Here is a 19,938-nt window from a genome sequence, read left to right on the forward strand (position 1 = left end):
TGCTTCGTGTAACAGTGCTCCATGTCACACACGGGCACCTGGTCGTCCGGTGAGCCGTCGACCGGTTCTCCCGGGTCGGGCGCTGACCGTTCGGCTGGCCGTCGATGGCTGGACACTGTGGAAAACGCCCGTGTTGCTGGATTCGTTCCCGACTTCTCAACCTGGATGACGTCATCCGCGCCACACCGGTTGCTCCACCAAAGCTGAGGTTTTCCTGAGAGACGCCCTGCGGGGCCTGCGACTCAGACCTCGACGAGGACCGTGAACGGGCCGTCGTTGACCGATGCGACCGCCATCGTCGCGCCGAACCGGCCGGTCTCCACCCTGGCGCCGCGCTCGCGCAGCGCGGCCACGACCGCGTCCACCAAGGGCTGCGCGTGCTCCGGCCGGGCGGCGGCGGTCCAGGACGGACGCCGCCCCTTGCGCGTGTCTCCGTAGAGGGTGAACTGGCTCACCACGAGCAGCGGCGCACCGGCCGTCGCGCAGGACTCCTCGTCACGCAGGACGCGGAGCTCGTGGAGCTTGCGCGCCATCGTGGCGGCCTGGGCCTCGGTGTCGGCGCTCGCGACGCCCAGCAGCACCAGCAGCCCGGGCTCGTCGATCGCGCCGACGACCTCGTCGTCGACCGTGACGCTCGCCGAGGTCACCCTGGCCACCACCGCACGCACGCGTGCATGGTGGCAGGCGGGGCTCAGCGGCGGGCGATGAGGTGGAAGAAGCGGGCCGTGAGCAGCTGGGGCATCCGGTCGGCCATCGCCAGCTCCAGGCGCACCAGCTCGGCCAGGAACGCCGGCTCGGCGACCGCGGCCGGGTCCACCAGGTCCGCGACGCACCGCACCCCGTAGCGGACGACCTCCTCGACGCCCAGCTGGACGAGCAGGGCCACCAGCTCGGCCACCGGCGCCTCACGGGCGGCGGACAGGGCCACCGCGGCCCGGCCGGGCTCCCGCTCGCGCACCGCCGCGTGCACGGGCTCGAAGTCGGGGTTGGGGCCGAGCACGGACAGCAGCCCGCCGGGCCGCAGCGGCGCGGTCACCGCGGCCAGCACCTCACGCGGCTCGTCCACGTAGTGCAGCAGGTTGTGGCACAGGACGAGGTCGAACTCGTGACCGGCGAGCACCTCCGGCGCGTCCAGCGCACCCGCCTGCACCACGTGCAGCCGGTCGAACACGTCGTAGCTGTCCGCGGTGGCGATGGCGGTGCTCAGCATCGCGCCCGCCGGGTCGAGCACGGTCACCTCGTGACCGAGCGCGGCGAGCCGGACCGCCTCCACACCACTGCCCCCGGCGACGTCGAGGACCTGCCGCGGCGCAGGCCCCAGGTGCCGTACGAGGTTGGCCTCGGTGACGGTGTAGCGCAGACGTTCCAGCGGACGCTGCTGGAACAGGTCCAGTCGGGTCCCGAACCCGCTCAACGTCATGGGACCTTCATACCGGCTTTCCTCCGTGCGGCGATCCATCTCCACCCGGATGGCCCAATCACGCCCCGAAGGTGGCAGCATGGGGGTTGGGAGGTGGTGTCGTGAAGTCCGAGCGGGACGACACCCCGGTTCTGATCACCGAGGCAGCGCGGTCGTACGAGGAAGAGTTCGCCGCGCGCAAGCGCAAGTACGTCACCATGATGCTGCTGCGGTTCCCCTGTCTGGTCCTCGCGGCGATGTTCCACGACACCTGGTGGCTCGCGCTCGGCTTCGTGCTGCTGTCGATCCCGCTGCCGTGGGCCGCGGTGCTGATCGCCAACGACCGGCCACCGCGCAAGGCGGAGCAGGTCAACCGCTACCAGCGCACCCCCAACGCCATCGAGGGGCCCGGCCACTCGGTCATCGAGGGCTGACCGGCAGGCCCGGCCGGCCCGCCGGGTCCGTCGCCGGCCGGCGCGGGTCCGACCGGGGTGGTTGGGCGCCCACCCTGCCCACGGCCAGCGTGCCGAGGCGGACCCCGGAGCGCAGGCTCTGCTCGGGGTCGGCCCCGGCGAGCCAGGCGGCAAGCACCCCGGCGTCGAAGGCGTCACCGGCCCCGGTCGTGTCGACAAGGCACCCGGGAGCGGCGGGCACGGCGGCGCACCGCCCGCGGCCGACCCAGCTCGCGCCGTCCGCGCCGGTGCTCACCGCGACCGCGCCGACCGTGTCCAGCAGCGCCGCCGCGCTCGCCGGGTCGCGCGACCCGGTCAGCGCCGCCAGCTCGTCGAGGTTCGGCAGCAGCAGGTCGGTGCCGCGCAGCTGCTCGACGAAGCGGGCGGGATCGGTGATCAGCGCGGCCGACTGCGGGTCGACCGAGGTGGTCAGGCCCGCCGAGCGGGCCGCGGCCAGCATGGCCAGGCCGACGTCGGCCGTCCCCTCGTCGAGCAGCAGGTACCCGGACAGGTGGAGGTGGTCGGCCTCGGCGAGCAGTGCCGGGTCGAGGTCGGCGAGCACGGCCCGGGCCCCGGCGCCCCGGTCGGGCAGCATGCTGCGCTGGCCGGCGGCGTCGACCAGCACGACCACGCAGCAGGTCGGGTTCGCGCGGTCGACGGTGAACGCGCACCGGACGCCGGCGGCGGTCAGCTCCTCGCGTGCCCGCCGGCCGGCCAGGTCCTCGCCCACCCGGGCCACCAGCGTCGCGTCGACGCCGCACCAGGCGAGCCACGCCGCCGTGTTCGCGCCGGCGCCGCCGGTGGTGACGGTGATCCGGGCCCGCGAGTCGCCTCCGTGCACGATCGGTCCGGAGTGCGCGGCCACCACGTCCAGCGCCACGTCCCCCACCACGACCACCCGGGTGGGCGGAGTGGTCACGGACGGGTCAGCGCGACGGCGATCTCGGCCGCGACGCGGACGTTGTCCAGCACCAGCGCCTCGTTGGTGTCCAGCGAGGCACCCGCGCTCGCGGTGTGGAAGTGCTCGAGCAGCACGGGCGTCACGTCGCCGCCGCGCACCTCCGAGCGGGCGACCAGCGCCATGCCCTCCGCGAGCAGGCGGTCGTGCAGGTCGGCATCGAGCTCGTGCTCCGCCGGAACCGGGTTCACCACGAGCACGCCCGAGCCGGGGCCGCGGTCGCGGTGCGCGGCGATCACGGCGGCCGCCGCCCGCGCGCTGTCCACCCGCCACGGCACGGCGAACCGGGACTCGCGGCGGTAGAAGGCCGGGAACGTGTCGGTGCGGTAGCCCACAACGGGCACCGACCGAGTCTCCAGCACCTCGATCGTCGCCGCGATGTCGAGGACCGACTTCACCCCCGAGCAGACGACCGTGACCGGCGTCGTGGCCAGCACGTCCAGGTCCGCCGACACGTCCCAGGACGACGGCGTGCCCGGAGGCGGGAGGTGCACCCCGCCGAGCCCGCCCGTGCCGAACACCCCGATGCCCGCCGCGTGCGCGATCAGGGCCGTGCTCGCGATCGTGGTCGCGCCGTCCCGCCCGAGCGCGATCGCCGGCCCGAGGTCGCGTGCGGACAGCTTCGCCATCCCCGCGGCGGGGTCACACACCCGGTCCAGGCCCGAGCCGTCCAGCCCGACCCGGAGCCGGCCGTCCAGCACCGCGATCGTGGCCGGTACGGCGCCGGCCGCGCGAACGGTCCGCTCGACCTCGTCGGCTACCTCCCGGTTGCGCCCGGTGGGCAGACCGTGGGCGAGGATCGTGCTCTCCAGCGCGACCACGGCGCCGCCGGCGGCGAGCGCGTCCGCCACCTCCTCGGCAACCCGCATGTGCTCGCCCTCCTCGTGCCCGATGCGCACCGGCCCGACCTCCGACCCGTCCTCGCCCGCCGCGCCCTCGCGCGGGGGCCGGACCGCCGAGGCTAGGCCGGGGCTCAGTCGAAGATGCCCCGGGGTCGGGCGACCTCGCGCAGCCAGCCCTCGATGCGCTGTTCCCAGTTCGTCCCCCCGAGCTCGGCGTAGTCCACGGAGAACATGCCGAGCATGGCCTGGCCGCGTCCACCCAGACCGCCACCCTTCGCCACCCGGACCCGCTTGTTCACGTCGAGTACGACCTGTACATCCCCCGGCCGGGCGAGGAAGGTGACGGCGACCTCGTTGAAGACGCCGGCGAACGAGGACGAGGGCGCGAAGTCGATCTCCTGGAAGAACGGCAGCTGCTGGTCGACCCCGTCGAGGCGGTTCCTCACCAGGGAGGCCGAGCGGAACGTGAAGCCCAGCCGGGTCATCGCGTCGAGCAGCCGGTGCTGGGCGGGCAGCGGTTCGATCGCGACGGCGTCCACGTCCTGGGGGTCGACCACGGTGCGGGAGATGTTCAGGTTGGTCTGCAGGCCCACCGCCATGCCGGTGAGGTACCGGCCGAACACGGTCGTGACCGGGGTCTCCCAGGACATCCGCACCTCGAACGGCACGGTGATCGTGGCACCGGCGCGGACCAGCTCCCGGCCGGCGAGCCGCACCTCCTGGAACGGGAGGTCCACCAGGGTCGGCTGTTCGCCGTCGCCCTGCTCGACCCTGGCCAGCAGGGTCACCCCCAACGACTCGATCTCCTGGTCGACCTGCCCGCCGACGAGCTGGACCTCCCCGCGCAGGGTGCCCCCGGGCCGCACGCTCCGGTCGAGCAGCCGGGCGTCCACCGTGGCGCCGCCCTGGCCGAAGCTGGCCATCACCTTCTGGAACATGTGCGCATCCTGCCAGCACGTGAGCGGTGCCGACGTCGGTTCCGGCATCATGGGAGGCGTGAGTACGCAAACGCTGCCCGAGGTCGACACCCGTCCCGAGGGCACCGACACCACGGGTGACGACACCCCGAAGATGTTCCACTACGTGCGCAAGGACAAGATCGCCGAGAGCGCGGTCACCGGCACGATGGTGGTCGCCCTGTGCGGTGAGGTCTTCCCGGTCACGCGCTCGCCCAAGCCCGGCTCGCCGGTGTGCCCCGAGTGCAAGCGGATCTACGAGCAGCTCCCCGGAGAGTAGGGAACGGGTCAGTCGCGGCGCGGGGCCTCGGGCGTCCTGGACGGCGGGCCCGCCGGCCCGGGGCGGGGGGCCGCCGAGTCCTGGACGGACTCGGGGGACGGCTCGGACCCGCGGGAGCCGGCCGCGTCGTCTGGTTTGTCGTCTGGTTTGTCGTCTGGTTTGTCGTCTGGTTTGTCGTCTGGTTTGTCGTTCCGCGCGTGCTCGCCGGCCTCGCCGGCGGCGCCGGCCTCGCGGGCGCGGCCCATCTCCAGCCGCCGCCAGCGCCGGCGTTGGCGCCGGGTCATCCGGGCCGGCCACATCTCCTGGATGGCGGCGTTGAAGTAGGCGCCGATCACGATCGCGAGCCCGATGAAGAACGCGAACAGCAGGAAGGCGATCGGGGTGGCCAGCGCGCCGTAGGTGTAGCCGGTGGTGGTGATCCAGGCGATGTAGAGCCGCAGCCCGATGCTGGAGAGCAGGAACACGGCCATCGCGAGCACCGCGCCCGGCAGCCCGCGGTGCCAGGGCAGCTTCCTCGGCAGCGCGAGCTTGTACAGCGTCGCGAGCGCCAGTACGATCAGCACCCCGAGCGCGGGATAGTAGAACGTGTCGACCCAGAACGAGATCTCCTGGCGCCAGGGGGTCGGGAAGATGTTGGGCAGGAGCTCGGGGCCCAGCGCCAGCAGCGGCAGGCCGATCACCAGCAGCACCAGCGACGCCATGTACAGCAGCAGCGCGAAGATCCGCTGCCAGACCTCGTTGCGCACGCCGTACTGGTCGTGCGCGACCGTGATCGCGTCGACGAACGAGGACATGGCCGAGGAGCCGGCCCACAGCGAGATCAGGAAGCCGACGGTGAGGATCTCGCCCCGGCCGTGCTTGAGGATGTCGTCCACCGTGGGCTGGATGATCTGGTCGACCACACTGGGCGAGAACGCCGTCCGGGACCACTCGATGATCGAGTCCTGCACGGACTTGATCACGTCCTCGCCGAACCACTCGGCCACGTAGCCGAGGCTGCCCAGCAGGCCGAGCAGTAGCGGCGGCAGCGACAGGATCTGCCAGAACGCCGCCTCCGCGGCCTCGGAGAAGAGGTTGCCCTCCCACGCCTTGTCCCAGGTGCGCCGTAACAACCGCAGCGGGCCGCGCCGCAGCAGGGCGCCGGTCTTGCGCGCCGCGTTGCGGGCCGGATGCTGTGGTTGCGGGCTCATCTCGGGTTCAAGCATGGTCCATCGGAACGAGTTCGGCGCGACGCGGGCGAAGATCGTGACGGAGGTGTCGCGTGGCGCGCCCCGGTGGCGCTCCGAGCCCGAGGGTAGAGTCGGGGCGCCCTCAACGGAGCCGCATCTCCTCGCTTGAGGGCTTTGGTTTGTCCGGAGTTCGCCAGGACGTCATGCCAGGTGCGCGTGCGGGGGGAAGGAGCGGCCAGCCGGTGACAGCCGAGCCGATCGTGCAGGGGACCGGAGAACGAGCGTCGGCCAGGCCGTTGCGGGCCTGGCAGCGCAGGGCGATCACCAAGTACCTGGCCGGGGGGCCGAAGGACTTCCTCGCCGTGGCCACGCCCGGCGCGGGCAAGACGGTGTTCGGGCTGCGGGTGGCCGCCGAGCTGCTGGCCGACCGCATCGTCGAGCAGGTCACGATCGTGACCCCCACCGAGCACCTCAAGCACCAGTGGGCCGCCGCCGCGGCCGCCGCGGGCATCCCCGTCGACCCCAACTTCCGCAACGGCACCGGAGCCACCTCGCGGGACTACCGCGGGGTCGCGATCACCTACGCCCAGGTGGCCGCCCACCCGATGCTGCACCGGGTCCGCACCGAGAACCGCAAGACGCTGGTCATCCTGGACGAGATCCACCACGGCGGCGACGCCAAGTCCTGGGGCGACGCGATCCGGGAGGCGTTCACCCCGGCCGTGCGCCGGCTCGCCCTGACCGGTACCCCCTTCCGCAGCGATGACTCGCCGATCCCGTTCGTCACCTACGAGCCGGACCAGGGCGGGTTCCAGCGCAGCAGGGCCGACCACACCTACGGCTACGCCGAGGCGCTGGCCGACGGCGTGGTCCGCCCGGTGATCTTCCTTGCCTACTCCGGCGAGGCGAGCTGGCGGACCAGCGCCGGCGAGGAGTTCACCGCCCGGCTGGGCGAGCCGATGACCGCCGAGCAGACCGCCCGGGCGTGGCGTACGGCGCTCGACCCGGCCGGCGAGTGGATCCCGGCCGTGCTCGGCGCCGCCGACCTGCGCCTGCAGCAGCTTCGCCAGAGCGTGCCGGACGCGGGCGGCCTGGTGATCGCCTCCGACCACGAGTCGGCCAAGGCCTACGCCAGGATCCTCGAGCGGACCACCGGTGTGCCGCCGGTCGTCGTGCTCTCCGACGACCCCCGCGCCTCCGGCCGGATCGCCGAGTTCGCCGAGTCCGACGACCGGTGGCTGGTCGCCGTGCGGATGGTCTCCGAGGGTGTCGACGTGCCCCGGCTGGCCGTCGGCGTCTACGCCACCAGTGCCTCGACCCCGCTGTTCTTCGCCCAGGCCGTCGGCCGGTTCGTCCGGGCCCGGCGACCGGGGGAGACCGCGAGCGTGTTCCTGCCCAGCGTGCCGGTGCTGTTGGAGCTCGCGAGCGAGCTCGAGGCGCAGCGCGACCACGTGCTCGGCAAGCCCCACCGGGAGAAGGACGGCTGGGACGACGAGCTGCTGGCCGACGCGAACCGCACCAAGGACGAACCGGGCGAGGAGGAGAAGGCTTTCACCTCCCTCGGTGCTTCGGCCGAGCTCGATCAGGTGATTTACGACGGGTCGTCGTTCGGGACGGCGGCGTTCGCCGGTTCGGCGGAGGAACAGGAGTACCTGGGGCTGCCGGGGCTGCTCGAGCCCGAGCAGGTGCGCGCCCTGTTGCGGCAGCGTCAGGCCGACCAGGTCACGGAGCGTTCCCGCCGGGCCAAGGAGCGCGGCGCCGACGAGACGGCACCACCGCCGCCCGCTCGGTCACAGACCGTGGCCGAACGGCTGACCGCGCTCCGCAAGGAGCTGAACACGTTAGTGGCGATGTATCACCACCGGACGGGGAAACCCCACGCCAAGATCCACAGTGAGTTGCGCAGAGTATGCGCCGGCCCGCCCACGGCGATGGCTTCCGTCGAGCAGCTCGAGGAGCGGATCGCTACTCTCCGTTCCTGGTAGCGAGCCCTCGGACATTGCCCCGAGATTATCTGTTCGTTGCCAAACTGTGTCGGTTGCGTGGCACGAAAAGCTCGTCCGTGGCTTCCATCACCGCCCGTCCGGGCATATGTTGTGCACCGCAACATTTCGCCCTGAGGACCGTGAAGGGACCGTTTTATGCGTAGTACAAGGCTTGCTCTGCTCGCCGCGGGGATGGGTCTGACCCTCGCGCTCTCGGCGTGTGGGGCCAACGAGGAATCGCCGGGCGGGGGCGGCGGGGACCAGGGGACCGAGAACGAGTCCACGGGCGGTGTCCCCGTCGGGGTCATCCTGCCCGAGACTGCCAGCTCGGCGCGCTGGGAGGGCTTCGACAAGCCCATGCTGGAGGCGGCGCTCAAGGCCGAGGGTCTCGACCCCGACATCCAGAACGCCCAGGGCGATGTGCAGAAGTTCAGCACGCTGGCCGACGGCATGATCAACGACGGCGTCAAGGTACTGATCATCGCGTCGATCAACAGCGAGCTTGGTGGGACCGTCGCGCAGAAGGCCAACGCGCAGGGCATCCCGACCATCGACTACGACCGGCTCAACCTCGGCGGCAGCTCCGAGTACTACGTGTCCTTCGACAACGTGAAGGTCGGCGAGCTGCAGGGCCAGGGCCTGGCCGACGCGCTGAAGGACAAGCCGGAAGGCGCGCAGGTCATCGAGATCGAGGGCGCCCCGACCGACAACAACGCCACCCTGTTCCACCAGGGCCAGCGCAAGGTTCTCGACCCGCTGTACGAGTCGGGCAAGCTCAAGCTGGTGCAGTCCCAGAAGATCGACAACTGGGACAACCAGAAGGGCGGCACCACGTTCGAGCAGATCCTCACCTCGAACGGCGGCAAGGTGGACGGCGTCGTCGCGGCGAACGACGGCCTGGCCGGTGCGATCATCACCATCCTCAAGAAGAACGGTCTGAACGGGAAGGTCCCGGTCACCGGCCAGGACGCGACCGCGGACGGCCTCAAGGCGATCCTCGCCGGGGACCAGTACATGACCGTGTTCAAGCCGATCAAGCAGGAGGCCGAGGCCACCGCGAAGCTGGCCGCCGCGCTGGCCAAGGGTGACACCGACGCCGCCGACGACATCGCCACCGACACCCTCAACGACCCCGAGGGCAACCGGGACGTCAAGTCGGTGCTGCTGGAGCCGTTCATGATCACCCGCGCCGACGTCAAGCGGGTCATCGACGAGGGCTATGTGAAGGCCGCCGAGGTGTGCACCGGCGACCTGACCGCCGCCTGCAGCGAGCTCGACATCTCCTGATCAGTGTCGATCCGCGAGGGGGCCCGCACTCGGACCTGGGTGCGGGCCCCCTTCCGGAGTAGGAGGAACCATGACTGAGCCCCTTCTCGAGCTGATCGGGATCAACAAGAGCTTCGGCCCGGTGCACGTGCTGCACGACGTGAACCTGACCGTTCGCGCCGGCGAGGTCACCGCGCTGGTCGGCGACAACGGTGCCGGCAAGTCCACGCTGATCAAGTGCGTGGCGGGGATCCACCCCACCGACTCGGGCGAGGTCCGCTTCCGCGGCGAACCGGTCCACATCCACAGTCCCAAGGACGCCGCCGACCTCGGCATCGAGGTCGTGTACCAGGACCTCGCGCTGGCCGACAACCTCGACGTCGTGCAGAACATGTTCCTGGGCCGTGAGCGCGGGTCCGGGTGGCTGATGGACGAGTTCAGCATGGAGCGCGCGGCGCGCGAGACGCTCGCCTCGCTGTCGGTGCGCACGGTCAAGTCGGTCCGGACGCCGGTCTCGGCCCTGTCCGGTGGGCAGCGGCAGACCGTCGCGATCGCCAAGGCCGTGCTGTGGGACAGCAAGGTCGTGCTGCTCGACGAGCCGACCGCCGCGCTCGGCGTCGCGCAGACCCGCCAGGTCCTCGACCTGGTCCGCAGGCTCGCTGAGCAGGGTCTCGGCGTCGTCCTGATCAGCCACAACATGGCCGACGTGTTCGAGGTCGCGGATCGCATCTGCACCCTCTACCTGGGCCGCCTGGTCGCCGACCTGCCGGCGAAGGAGACCACCCACAGCCAGGTCGTCGAGCTGATCACCGCCGGCCGGTCGGGCGAGCTCGGTCTGGCCCGGCCCGAGCACGTCACCCTGTAGCCCCATACCCCCGAGGACCCCCTTCATGACCGACTCACCGGCCAAGACCGAGACCCCACCGCCGCCGGTCGGCGGCGCGATCTCCGACTTCGGCATCGACACCACCTCCCAGTCCACGCGCGAGGCCATCGGGAACTACTTCGCCAGGCTGCGCGGCGGCGAGCTGGGTTCGCTGCCCGCGCTGCTGGGCCTCGCCGCCCTGGTGATCGCGTTCACCGCCCTGTCGGACAACTTCCTCACCCTGAACAACACGGCGAACCTGATCGCCCAGGGCGCCGGCAAGATGATCATCGCGATGGGCCTGGTCTACGTCCTGCTGCTGGGCGAGATCGACCTGTCCGCCGGCACGCTCTCCGGCGTCTGCGCGGCCGTGATGGCGATGCACTACGTCCGGGACGGCAACCTGCTCGGCGGCATGGGCAGCACCGTCTTCTACGTCTTCGTGCTCGGCATGGTCGTGGCCGCCGGCCTCGCGATCCTGATGCGGATCTGGGCCGGTGCGGTGCTCAGCCTCATCGCCGTGGCCATCGCGATGCTCGGCGTGCCGCCCAACGCCTGGATCGAGATGCTGCTCGCGGTCTGCGTCGGCGCCGCCATCGGCTGCATCACCGGCTTCATGGTCTCCAAGATCGGTATGCCCTCGTTCGTCGTGACGCTGGCGCTGTTCATCACCTGGCAGGGTGTGATCCTCCAGTTCATCGGCGAGGGCGGCGTGTTCGGCATCCGCACCTCGCCGATCCTGTTCAACGTCGCCAACGGCAGCCTGTCGCTGTTCGGCAGCTGGCTGCTGTGCCTCATCGCCGCCGGCGGCTACGCCGCGGTCGTGCTCGGCGAGCACTTCCGCCGGCTGCGCAAGGGCCTGGTGACCCGGCCGACACCGATCGTGCTGTTCAAGGTGGGTGCCGTCGCGGCCATCGCGATCCTGGCCACCTGGGCGCTCACGATCAACCGCTCGCCCAACCCCAACCTGGTGACTATCCAGGGCGTGCCCTACGTCGTGCCGATCATCCTGGCCCTGCTGGTCGTCGGGACCTACGTGCTCAACCGGACCCGCTACGGGCGGCACATCTACGCGGTCGGCGGCAACGCCGAGGCGGCGCGCCGCGCCGGGATCAATGTGAGCAAGATCAGAGCGAGTGTCTTCGTGGTCTCCGCCTCCGCGGCGGCGATCGGTGCGATCGTGTACTCGTCCAAGGCGGGTTCGGTCGACCCGCAGGCCGGCGGCCTGAACACCCTGCTGTTCGCGGTGGGGGCCGCCGTCATCGGCGGCACGTCGCTGTTCGGTGGGCGGGGCAAGGTCGCCCACGCGGTCATCGGTGGGCTGGTGCTCGCGGTCGTGGAGAACGGCCTCGGGCTGCTCCGCCAGCCGGCCGCGGTGGTCAACATCGTCACCGGGCTCGTCCTGCTGCTCGCTGCCACGGTCGACGCCCTGTCCCGACGGAGGGCCGCCGCCGCACTGCGTTGACCAGACAGGAGCGAGGGGTTTGACGAGCACGCCAACGGGCGCGCCCAACCTGGGCGCACGCCCCGACGAGGTGCGCCGGCACAACCGCACGGTCCTGTTACGGAGGTTGCACATCGAGGGCCCGTGCACCAGGGCCTCGCTCGCGGCGGAGCTCGGGCTCAACCGCAGCACGATCAAGGCCCTGGTGGACGGGCTCGCCGAGTCCGGGGTGGTCGAGGAGCGGGTACCTCGGCAGCGCAGCGGCGCCGGGCGCCCCTCGCTGCTCGTGCTCCCGCAGGCGCATGCCGCGGTCGTCCTGGCCGTGGACATCCGCGTCGAGCAGGTCTCGATCGCGCTGGTCGGGCTGGGCGGGGAGATCCTCGGGCGGAACAGCTGGAACCTGCGGGTCCGGACCCGGGAGCCGGCCGAAGTGGCGACCCACGTGGTGGACTCGGCGCTGCTGCTCGCCGCCGATCTCGGGGTGCGGATGGTGGCCGCCGGGATCTCGGTTCCCGGAGTCGTCCGACGTTCCGACGGTTTCGTCCACGAGGCACCCAACCTGCACTGGACCGACGTGCCGCTCGGCGACCGGCTCGGCTCGGTGTTCGACATGCCGATCATGGTCGGCAACGACGCGGAGCTGGGTGCGCTCGCCGAGCACCTGCGGGGCAGCGCGCGCGGCAGCTCGGACGCCGTGTACGTCACGGCGGACGTGGGCGTCGGGGGTGGGGTCATCTCCGACGGCTCCGCCCTGCGCGGCACCGCCGGCTACCTGGGCGAGCTTGGGCACATGGTGGTCAACCCCGCCGGCCGGTCCTGCTACTGCGGGAGCCGGGGCTGCTGGGAGACCGAGGTCGGCGAGCGGGCGCTCTGCCGCGTGCTGGGGCTGCGGGAGGGGGCCCCGCGGGGCTCCGTGGTGGCCGAGCTGCGGGCGCTGGCCGCCGATCCGGCGCAGGTCCGGTCCCGCCTCGGCGAGTTCGCCGACTGGCTGGAGGTCGGGCTGGTGAACGTGGTGAACGTCCTCGGTCCCGAGCTGGTGGTGCTGGGTGACCTGTTCACCGCACTGCCCGCGTCGCTGATCGCGGAGGTCGCCGAGTCGGTGCGGGAGCGAAGCCTGGTTTCGCGCGCGGTCGGGGGGACCAGGATCGTGACGTCCACTCTCGGGGCGGACGTCACTCTTCTGGGGGCCGCGGAACTCGCGTTCGAGTCGGTGCTGGGCGCCGTGTGATAAGAGTCATGTCCGGCTGGATTGGTGATCGTCTGTCGGGCCTGTCTGATTCGTCCGGTCCGAACGCGGAGGGCGGGACCCGGTCGACCGGGTCCCGCCCTCCGAGCGTCGTTGTGATCAGGCCTGACCGTGCTGGATGTTGGCCGACATCTCACGCAGGCGCTCCTGGTGCTTGCGGGCGTGGTGACCGCAGAAGAGGAGTTCGCCCCCGGAGGGAAGTACGGCGCGGACCTGGGCAGCGGCGCCACAGCGGTCGCAGCGGTCGGCAGCGGTCAGGTCGGGGCGGGCGAGTGTGGTGTTCATGGTCGATCTCCCTCCGTCCCGGCACCGGTGGACCCGATGCCGTCTCCGGCTGCGATCACCATGAGGTGCTCGCGCCTTCTACTCTTCCAGACGTTCGAGCGATCGTCAGTGTTCCCGGCGGCATTAAGAGTTCGCTCAACGAGAGATTTAACCCGGTTGTCGCATCTGTACTCGTCCACTACAGGATCTGCTGGTGAACTCACTTGGTCGTGTGCTAAGCGGCACGAGAGTGCCGGCGCCGCTACTTTTCGTGGTCGGCGGCGTGTCGATGTACCTGGGCGCCGCGGCGGCGGTCTGGCTGTTCGACGAGCTCGACCCGGCGGGGGTGGCCTGGCTGCGGCAGTTCGGCGCCGCGCTCGTGCTGCTGGCCTGGCGCCGTCCCGGCCGGCACGCCTGGCGCGGCCGCGTGTTCTGGCTGGCGGTGGTGTTCGGTCTGGTCACGGCGGGGATGAACGTGGCCTTCTACGAGGCCATCGCCCGGCTGCCGCTGGGGACGGCCGTCGCGCTCGAGTTCGTGGGGCCGGTGCTGGTGGCCGCGTTCGGGTCGCGGACGGGCCGGGACGTCACGGCGTTGCTGCTGGTCGTGGCCGGCGTGGTGCTGATCGCGGACGTGCAGTGGGCCGGCAGCACGCTGGGGGTGCTGTTCGCGCTCGCGGCGGCTGTCCTGTGGGCCGGCTACATCGTGCTGGGCAAGCGGGTGGCGGACGTGGGCCTGGGCGTGGACGGCCTGGCCGTCGGGTTCGCGGCCGCCACCGTGCTGCTGGTGCCGCTGGCGTTCGGGACCGGGCCGGTGTGGACCTCGCCCCGGCTGCTGTTCCTGGGAATCGGGGTCGGTGTCGCGTCCACGGTGGTGCCGTACGTGTTGGACCAGGTGGTCCTGCGCCGGCTGGGGTCGTCGGCGTTCGCGTTGCTGCTGGCGTTACTGCCGGTGACGGCGACGGTGATCGGGCTGGTGGTGCTGCGGCAGGTGCCGACGCTGCCGGAGGCACTGGGGATCCTCGCGGTCGTGGGCGGGCTGGCCATGCGCTCCCGCGAGCCGGCCCGTCCCGAGCCGCTCTGAGGTCCCCGGTGGCAGACCGGGCCTCGAGCTGGGCTCCACCGCGCCTCGAGGTCACCCGGGGCCGCTGAGACGCCGAACGCCCGCCGGCGCGGGGCCGACGGGCGTTCGGGGTGCCGTGAGGAGCGGTCTCACTCCAGGTAGTCGCGCAGGACCTGGGAGCGGGAGGGGTGGCGCAGCTTGGACATGGTCTTCGACTCGATCTGACGGATGCGCTCCCGGGTCACGCCGTAGACCTGGCCGATCTCGTCCAGGGTCCTGGGCTGCCCGTCGGTCAGGCCGAAACGGAGGCGGACCACGCCGGCCTCGCGCTCGGACAGGGTGGCCAGCACCGACTGGAGCTGGTCCTGCAGCAGCGTGAAGCTCACCGCGTCGACCGCGACGACGGCCTCGGAGTCCTCGATGAAGTCGCCGAGCTGGCTGTCGCCCTCGTCGCCGATGGTCTGGTCGAGCGAGATGGGCTCCCGGGCGTACTGCTGGATCTCCAGCACCTTCTCCGGGGTGATGTCCATCTCCTTGGCCAGCTCCTCCGGCGTCGGCTCGCGGCCGAGGTCCTGGAGCAGCTCGCGCTGGATGCGGCCCAGCTTGTTGATGACCTCGACCATGTGGACCGGGATGCGGATGGTCCTGGCCTGGTCGGCCATCGCGCGGGTGATCGCCTGGCGGATCCACCACGTGGCGTAGGTGGAGAACTTGTAGCCCTTGGTGTAGTCGAACTTCTCGACCGCGCGGATCAGGCCCAGGTTGCCCTCCTGGATCAGGTCCAGGAACGCCATGCCGCGACCGGTGTAGCGCTTGGCCAGCGACACCACCAGCCGCAGGTTCGCCTCCAGCAGGTGGTTCTTGGCCCGCTCACCGTCGCGCACGATCCAGCGCAGGTCGCGGCGCATCTGGGGGGCGAGCTTCTCCGAGGACTCCTCCTCGGCCTTGCGCACCCGCTCCGCCGCGTACAGGCCGGCCTCGATCCGCTTGGCGAGCTCGACCTCCTCCTCGGCGTTGAGCAGCGCGACCTTGCCGATCTGCTTGAGGTAGGCGCGGACGGAGTCCGCGGACGCGGTGAGCTCGGCGTCCTTGCGGGCCTGCCGCAGGGCCTCCGACTCCTCCTCGTCCCAGACGAAGTCGCCGTCCTTGGTCTCCTTGCCGCTCTTCTCCTCGGCCGGCTCCTCCTCGGCCACCGGCTCCTCGACGATGTCGACCTCGACGTCCTCCAGGTCCTCCAGATCGGGGGACTCGAGATCGGGCTCGTCGCCGTCCGGCTCCGCACCCGCCCCGTCGGCCTTCTTGGTGGTCTCACCGGCCTTGGTCTTCTTGGCGCCGGCGGACTTGGCCGCGGTCTTGCGGGGCGCCCGGGTGGCCGGCTTCTTCGTCGCGGTCTTCAAGGCAGGCTTCTCGGTCGATTCGGTGTCCGGCTGGGCGTCCGCCGGCTTGGCGTCGCCCGCCGAGGCGGTGGAGCGTCGGGTTGCGGTTCGTGCGGCTGCCACGTACGCCCTTTCGCTGCGGTCTATCACGGGGACCAGGGACAACACTCTGGTCATCCGGATTTCGGGAAAGACCCGGGACACTGTGTGTCGCGGGTACCGTTCCATTGTAACGACGATCCCCCGGAAGGGGTGCGCCCCGGCGAAAGATCCGTCCCTCGCCGGGACGGTGTCACCCGTGGTGGCCCTGGCGGGCGGCGAGGGCCGCCCCGACGATGCCCGCGTCGTTGCGCAGTTCGGCCGCGACGACCTTCGTGCGCACCTCGAGCAGCGGCAGCCACTTGTCGGCCTTCTTGCTCACCCCGCCACCGGCGATGATCAGGTCCGGCCAGATGAGGTCCTCGACGCTGCGCAGGTACCGGGTCACCCGCTTGGCCCAGTCCGCCCAGGACAGGTCGTTCTCCTCCTTGACCGAGGCGGCCGCGCGGGTCTCCGCGTCGTGCCCGTCGACCTCGAGGTGGCCGAACTCGGTGTTGGGGACGAGCGTGCCGTCCCGGAACAACGCGCTGCCGATACCGGTGCCGAAGGTCAGCAGGATGACCACGCCCTCGCGGTCCTGCGGCCAGCCGTAGGTGATCTCGGCGACTCCGGCCGCGTCGGCGTCGTTGAGCACGACCACGTCCCCCGGCTGGCGGCCCAGCCGCTGCGCGAACAGCGTGGCGGCGTCGGTGCCCATCCAGTCCTTGTCGATGTTGGCCGCGGTGGCCACGGTCCCGTTCTTGATCACCGCGGGCAGGGTGACGCCGACCTTGCCGGTCCAGCCGAACTCGTCGACGATCTGCCTGACCACCTCGGCGACCGCGTCCGGCTTGGAGGGGTCGGGTGTCGGGATCCGCAACCGCTCGCCCTGCAGCTTCCCGGCATCGAGGTCGACAACGCCTCCCTTGATGCCCGAACCGCCGATGTCCACGCCGAAGCCGAGGGTTGCGCCCATCCCCACGGATCCCTTCGTACTCGATTCAGCTCACCGTCCCCCGGACCTTAGCCGGGTGTGGTCGGATAGGTCTTGTGGGTGTTGCAGAGGGAGACCTTCTCGAGATCGCGCTGGTGGTCGCGGAGGAGGCCGCGGGGCTCGCCAGACGGGCCCGCGACGGCGCCATCGAGGACGTCGACACCAAGTCCAGCGAGACCGACGTGGTGACCGCCGCGGACCTCGCGGTGGAGCGGTTGGTCCGCGACCGGCTGGCCGAGCTGCGGCCGGGCGAGCCGGTGCTCGGCGAGGAGGCCGGCGCCTCCGGAGACCCCGGCGACGGGGTGCGGTGGGTGGTGGACCCGATCGACGGCACCGTGAACTACCTCTACGGCTACCCCTGGTACGCGGTGTCGCTCGCGGCCCAGGTCGGCGACGAGTCGGTGGCGGCGGCGGTGGTCGAGCCGGTCTCCGGCCGGCGGTGGACCGCCGTCCGGGGCGGCGGCGCCTTCCTGGACGGGCGCCCGCTGCGGGTGTCCTCGGCGACCAGGCTCGAGCTGTCCCTGGTCGGCACCGGGTTCGCCTACCGCGTCGAGCGGCGGGCCAGGCAGGCGGTCGCGGTGTCGCGGCTGCTCGGCCGGGTGCGGGACATCCGGCGGGCCGGGGCCGCCTCGCTGGACCTGTGCGCGGTCGCCGCCGGATGGCTCGACGGGTACTTCGAGCACGGCCTGAACCGGTGGGACTGGGCGGGCGGAGCGCTGATCGCCGAGGAGGCCGGCGCGGTCGTGCGCCTGCCGGCCTCGGCCGACGGCCTCACGTTCGTCGCGGCCCCCGGCATCGCCGAGGAGCTGTGGACGGCCCTGTCCGAGGCCGGGTACGGGGAGGTCTGACCCGGTACGAGGCCCATCGACCGGAACCGTTGCGGACTCGCCCTGTTCAGCAGCGCACGTCGCGCGCGCCGGTCAGCAACGCGCCGTCGATCTCCGGCTGGGGGCCGTTGGCCTGCAGCCCGCCCTTGGTCTCCGGGTGCTCCTCGGCCCACTGCTCGAGCTTCTCCAGCGCCGAGCGAGCCGAGGAGTTCGGGCGCAGGGTGTCGAAGTCCTCGCCGATCGCCACGTCGACCGTGGCGTCCTTGCGCTCGTCGCGGACCAGCTGCGCGCAGGGCTCGACCAGGCTCAGCGTCCTGGCCGCCGCGGTGCCCTGCGGGCCGAAGCGGATCTGGCTGCGGCAGGTCATCGTGTTGCCGTAGAGCGGGTCGTTCGTTGGCTTGGCGACCTGCTCGAAGCCCAGCTGCCGCAGGCTCTCGGTGACGATCCGGGCAGCGCCCTTCGTCGTGCTCGCGTTCACCACCCTGACCAGGACCTGTCGGGGCGGGGCGGGAACGGTGCGGTCCAGCGAGGTGTAGTCGAGGGCCTTGCCGAGCGTGGTCGGCGGCGTGGACGGCGTGGTCTTCTGAGCCGGTGCGGGCCCCGGCGGGTCGCAGTGCGTCGCGTTCGCCGTCGCCTCCCGCTCGGTGGACATCACGTTGAGCCAGACCATGGTGGCGGCGATGCCGAGCACCAGGATCAGGATGAACGCGGGCAGTGGACGCCGCTTCCGATAGCGCTGCGGGCCGTTGCTCGGCCACACGTTTCCGGACGCCACCGCTCCGCCTCCTCCGGTCCGAAAAAGACCCCTCCGACACCCCAGTACCCGACGCTGGTCAGCCTAGGCGTTTCCCGCTTCTTCGGCGGGGCGGGGCGGCTCCTGAAGGCGCATCGTGTCGAGATTGAGTCATGGCCGGTCGAGAACGACGCCGAGCCGCTGACACACCCGACCGAGTGAGCTGCTGGATGCCGGCGGATCCATGGGCTACCCTCTGCGGGCTCCAGTCATCGGATGTTCTGGCGAATCGATTCCGACGGGTCTGGCGTGCCGGCGTGTCGCGCGAGACCTCGGTCACGTGAGACGCGGGCACAAACTGGAGCGCCTGAACGTTGACCAGCGGCACGAACAATCCTGAAGTGGGGGTGCTGGACCATGGCCACCGATTACGACGCGCCACGCCGCAGCGAGGCCGACGACCTCGCGGAGGACTCTCTCGAAGAGCTCAAGGCGCGTCGGAACGAGAACCAGTCCGGGGTAGTCGACGTGGACGAGTCGGAGACCGCGGAGAGCTTCGAGCTGCCCGGTGCGGATCTCTCCGGCCTGTCCGGCGAGGACCTCACCGTCCGCGTCGTGCCGAAGCAGGCCGACGAGTTCACCTGTTCCAAGTGCTTCCTGGTGCACCACAGGAGCAGGTTGGCCGAGGAGAGCAGCGGGCAGTACATCTGCCGCGACTGCGCCTGACGGACGCGCGGGTCAACGGGTACGCAGCGCCTCGACCACCCGGTCGGGGCGCCGCGTGCTGAACACCCAGTACGGGGTCGGGTCCTCGGGGTCGGTCTGCCGCACCCTGACCAGAGGGCCCACCCAGCCCCGGTGCAGCACGTACGCGGCGGGGTCCAGGTGCGGGCCGAGAACCCGGCGCTTGTCCTTCTCGGACACCACCTGGACCTCGCCGACGTGTTCCAGCGGCAGGTGCGCTGGCCCGACCCACAGCTCGCCGTCCCGCACCTCGACCAGGGTGCGCCCGGCACGGTGGATGAGCAGCGCGGTGAGCGGGAGCAGCACGACGTAGGGCAGCCACGCGCGGACCCCCGGGTAGCCGAGGTGGACCTCCGCCGCGAGCAGCCCGGCGCCGACCAACGGCAGGAGCCACCAGTACCAGGTCACGTACAGCCGTTCGGAGTAGCGCGGGGGGCCGCCGGTGGTGGCGGCGCCGGCGTCGGCGTCCGCACCAGGGGAAGTCTCGCTCACGACACCAGGGTAGTCTCGCCGCTCATGTCCAGCGTGGAGGTCCTGCTGACCCGGCTCGACCCGGGCGTTCCCGTGCCGGCCTACGCGCGGCCCGGCGATGCCGGGGCCGACCTGGTGACGACCTCCGACGTGCGGATAGCCCCCGGCGAGCGGGCCATGGTCGGCACCGGTGTGGCGATCGCGCTGCCCGACGGGTACGCCGCGTTCGTCCACCCCCGGTCCGGTCTCGCCGCCCGGGTCGGGCTGAGCGTGGTGAACACCCCGGGCACCATCGACGCCGGCTACCGCGGCGAGATCAGGGTCTGCCTGGTCAACCACGACCTCCGGGAGCCGGTGACGTTGCGTCGCGGGGATCGGATCGCCCAACTGGTGGTGCAACGCGTCGAGCACGCGGTGTTCCGTGAGGTGGCGGAGTTGGGCGCGTCGTCGAGGGGGGCGGGCGGCTACGGGTCGACCGGTGGGCACTCGCTGCTGACCGGGTCGGCCGTGTCTGGGGCCGAGGAGTAGC

General features: G+C 71.5%; 22 protein-coding genes. 11 read left to right on the forward strand and 11 right to left on the reverse strand.

What is annotated here, in order from left to right; all coding sequences use genetic code 11:
* Window positions 1-242: 242 nt before the first annotated feature.
* Entirely contained in the window at window positions 243-668 is a 426-nt protein-coding gene (gene dtd, locus BU204_RS14480; RefSeq protein ID WP_075126174.1) for a D-aminoacyl-tRNA deacylase, read from the reverse strand.
* 23 nt (window positions 669-691) lie between these two features.
* Window positions 692-1,420 carry a class I SAM-dependent methyltransferase gene (locus BU204_RS14485; RefSeq protein WP_075126175.1) on the reverse strand — a complete coding sequence of 243 codons (729 nt, stop codon included), beginning with the start codon at window positions 1,418-1,420 and terminating at the stop codon, window positions 692-694.
* A gap of 101 nt (window positions 1,421-1,521) precedes the next feature.
* Between BU204_RS14485 and BU204_RS14490 the strand changes: the two genes are divergently transcribed.
* Window positions 1,522-1,833 (forward strand): DUF3099 domain-containing protein, encoded by a 312-nt coding sequence (locus BU204_RS14490; RefSeq protein ID WP_083661314.1) that lies wholly within the window; start codon window positions 1,522-1,524, stop codon window positions 1,831-1,833.
* On the opposite strand, the gene BU204_RS14495 is transcribed toward BU204_RS14490, so the two are convergent.
* From BU204_RS14495 to BU204_RS14505, 3 genes are all read right to left on the reverse strand, one after another.
* Window positions 1,820-2,770 carry a carbohydrate kinase family protein gene (locus BU204_RS14495; protein ID WP_075126177.1) on the reverse strand — a complete coding sequence of 317 codons (951 nt, stop codon included), beginning with the start codon at window positions 2,768-2,770 and terminating at the stop codon, window positions 1,820-1,822. The genes BU204_RS14490 and BU204_RS14495 overlap by 14 nt on opposite strands.
* Window positions 2,767-3,678, reverse strand: coding sequence for a pseudouridine-5'-phosphate glycosidase (locus BU204_RS14500; protein WP_075126217.1), 912 nt, complete (start codon window positions 3,676-3,678; stop codon window positions 2,767-2,769). Before BU204_RS14500 ends, BU204_RS14495 begins: the two co-directional genes overlap by 4 nt.
* A gap of 104 nt (window positions 3,679-3,782) precedes the next feature.
* Window positions 3,783-4,589 (reverse strand): sporulation protein, encoded by an 807-nt coding sequence (locus tag BU204_RS14505; RefSeq protein WP_075126178.1) that lies wholly within the window; start codon window positions 4,587-4,589, stop codon window positions 3,783-3,785.
* Between the two features lie 49 nt (window positions 4,590-4,638).
* Here BU204_RS14505 and BU204_RS14510 point away from each other — a divergent pair, with 49 nt between their 5' ends.
* Window positions 4,639-4,887 (forward strand): DUF3039 domain-containing protein, encoded by a 249-nt coding sequence (locus BU204_RS14510; protein WP_075126218.1) that lies wholly within the window; start codon window positions 4,639-4,641, stop codon window positions 4,885-4,887.
* 8 nt (window positions 4,888-4,895) lie between these two features.
* Here the strand turns inward: BU204_RS14510 and BU204_RS14515 are convergent, their stop codons facing one another.
* A complete protein-coding gene (locus tag BU204_RS14515; RefSeq protein ID WP_083661315.1) occupies window positions 4,896-6,077 on the reverse strand; it encodes a YihY/virulence factor BrkB family protein in 1,182 nt (393 codons plus the stop codon).
* A 182-nt stretch (window positions 6,078-6,259) separates the two neighbouring features.
* Between BU204_RS14515 and BU204_RS14520 the strand changes: the two genes are divergently transcribed.
* The 5 genes from BU204_RS14520 (at window position 6,260) to BU204_RS14540 (ending at window position 12,844) form a co-directional block, all read left to right on the forward strand.
* Window positions 6,260-8,041 carry a DEAD/DEAH box helicase gene (locus BU204_RS14520; protein WP_083661316.1) on the forward strand — a complete coding sequence of 594 codons (1,782 nt, stop codon included), beginning with the start codon at window positions 6,260-6,262 and terminating at the stop codon, window positions 8,039-8,041.
* Window positions 8,042-8,197: 156 nt separating this feature from the next.
* Entirely contained in the window at window positions 8,198-9,328 is a 1,131-nt protein-coding gene (locus BU204_RS14525; RefSeq protein ID WP_075126180.1) for a sugar ABC transporter substrate-binding protein, read from the forward strand.
* Window positions 9,329-9,398: 70 nt separating this feature from the next.
* Entirely contained in the window at window positions 9,399-10,172 is a 774-nt protein-coding gene (locus BU204_RS14530) for an ATP-binding cassette domain-containing protein (RefSeq protein ID WP_075126181.1), read from the forward strand.
* Window positions 10,173-10,197: 25 nt separating this feature from the next.
* Window positions 10,198-11,637, forward strand: coding sequence for a sugar ABC transporter permease (locus BU204_RS14535; RefSeq protein ID WP_075126182.1), 1,440 nt, complete (start codon window positions 10,198-10,200; stop codon window positions 11,635-11,637).
* Window positions 11,638-11,656: 19 nt separating this feature from the next.
* Window positions 11,657-12,844, forward strand: coding sequence for an ROK family protein (locus tag BU204_RS14540; protein ID WP_456297884.1), 1,188 nt, complete (start codon window positions 11,657-11,659; stop codon window positions 12,842-12,844).
* A gap of 117 nt (window positions 12,845-12,961) precedes the next feature.
* Here the strand turns inward: BU204_RS14540 and BU204_RS14545 are convergent, their stop codons facing one another.
* Window positions 12,962-13,147 carry a DUF7455 domain-containing protein gene (locus BU204_RS14545; protein ID WP_075126184.1) on the reverse strand — a complete coding sequence of 62 codons (186 nt, stop codon included), beginning with the start codon at window positions 13,145-13,147 and terminating at the stop codon, window positions 12,962-12,964.
* Between the two features lie 268 nt (window positions 13,148-13,415).
* On the opposite strand from BU204_RS14545, the gene BU204_RS14550 reads away from it, so the two are divergent.
* Window positions 13,416-14,207: an EamA family transporter gene (locus BU204_RS14550; RefSeq protein WP_075126219.1), complete on the forward strand. Its 792-nt coding sequence runs from the start codon at window positions 13,416-13,418 to the stop codon at window positions 14,205-14,207.
* A gap of 128 nt (window positions 14,208-14,335) precedes the next feature.
* On the opposite strand, the gene BU204_RS14555 is transcribed toward BU204_RS14550, so the two are convergent.
* Window positions 14,336-15,685 carry an RNA polymerase sigma factor gene (locus BU204_RS14555; protein ID WP_075126185.1) on the reverse strand — a complete coding sequence of 450 codons (1,350 nt, stop codon included), beginning with the start codon at window positions 15,683-15,685 and terminating at the stop codon, window positions 14,336-14,338.
* 169 nt (window positions 15,686-15,854) lie between these two features.
* Window positions 15,855-16,616 (reverse strand): polyphosphate--glucose phosphotransferase, encoded by a 762-nt coding sequence (gene ppgK, locus BU204_RS14560; protein ID WP_075126186.1) that lies wholly within the window; start codon window positions 16,614-16,616, stop codon window positions 15,855-15,857.
* A gap of 65 nt (window positions 16,617-16,681) precedes the next feature.
* Here ppgK and BU204_RS14565 point away from each other — a divergent pair, with 65 nt between their 5' ends.
* Window positions 16,682-17,482 (forward strand): inositol monophosphatase family protein, encoded by an 801-nt coding sequence (locus BU204_RS14565; RefSeq protein WP_075126220.1) that lies wholly within the window; start codon window positions 16,682-16,684, stop codon window positions 17,480-17,482.
* Between the two features lie 46 nt (window positions 17,483-17,528).
* On the opposite strand, the gene cei is transcribed toward BU204_RS14565, so the two are convergent.
* Complete coding sequence (gene cei / locus BU204_RS14570) at window positions 17,529-18,236, reverse strand: envelope integrity protein Cei (protein ID WP_075126187.1); 708 nt, start codon at window positions 18,234-18,236, stop codon at window positions 17,529-17,531.
* Between the two features lie 375 nt (window positions 18,237-18,611).
* On the opposite strand from cei, the gene BU204_RS14575 reads away from it, so the two are divergent.
* Window positions 18,612-18,920 (forward strand): DUF4193 domain-containing protein, encoded by a 309-nt coding sequence (locus tag BU204_RS14575; protein WP_075126188.1) that lies wholly within the window; start codon window positions 18,612-18,614, stop codon window positions 18,918-18,920.
* 12 nt (window positions 18,921-18,932) lie between these two features.
* Here the strand turns inward: BU204_RS14575 and BU204_RS14580 are convergent, their stop codons facing one another.
* Window positions 18,933-19,430 carry a DUF3093 domain-containing protein gene (locus BU204_RS14580; protein WP_083661317.1) on the reverse strand — a complete coding sequence of 166 codons (498 nt, stop codon included), beginning with the start codon at window positions 19,428-19,430 and terminating at the stop codon, window positions 18,933-18,935.
* A 24-nt stretch (window positions 19,431-19,454) separates the two neighbouring features.
* On the opposite strand from BU204_RS14580, the gene dut reads away from it, so the two are divergent.
* Entirely contained in the window at window positions 19,455-19,937 is a 483-nt protein-coding gene (dut, locus tag BU204_RS14585; protein ID WP_075126189.1) for a dUTP diphosphatase, read from the forward strand.
* Window position 19,938: the final 1 nt, after the last annotated feature.

Origin of the sequence: Actinophytocola xanthii (assembly GCF_001921205.1) — a bacterium.
In the GTDB taxonomy this organism is placed as follows: Bacteria; Actinomycetota; Actinomycetes; order Mycobacteriales; family Pseudonocardiaceae; genus Actinophytocola; species Actinophytocola xanthii.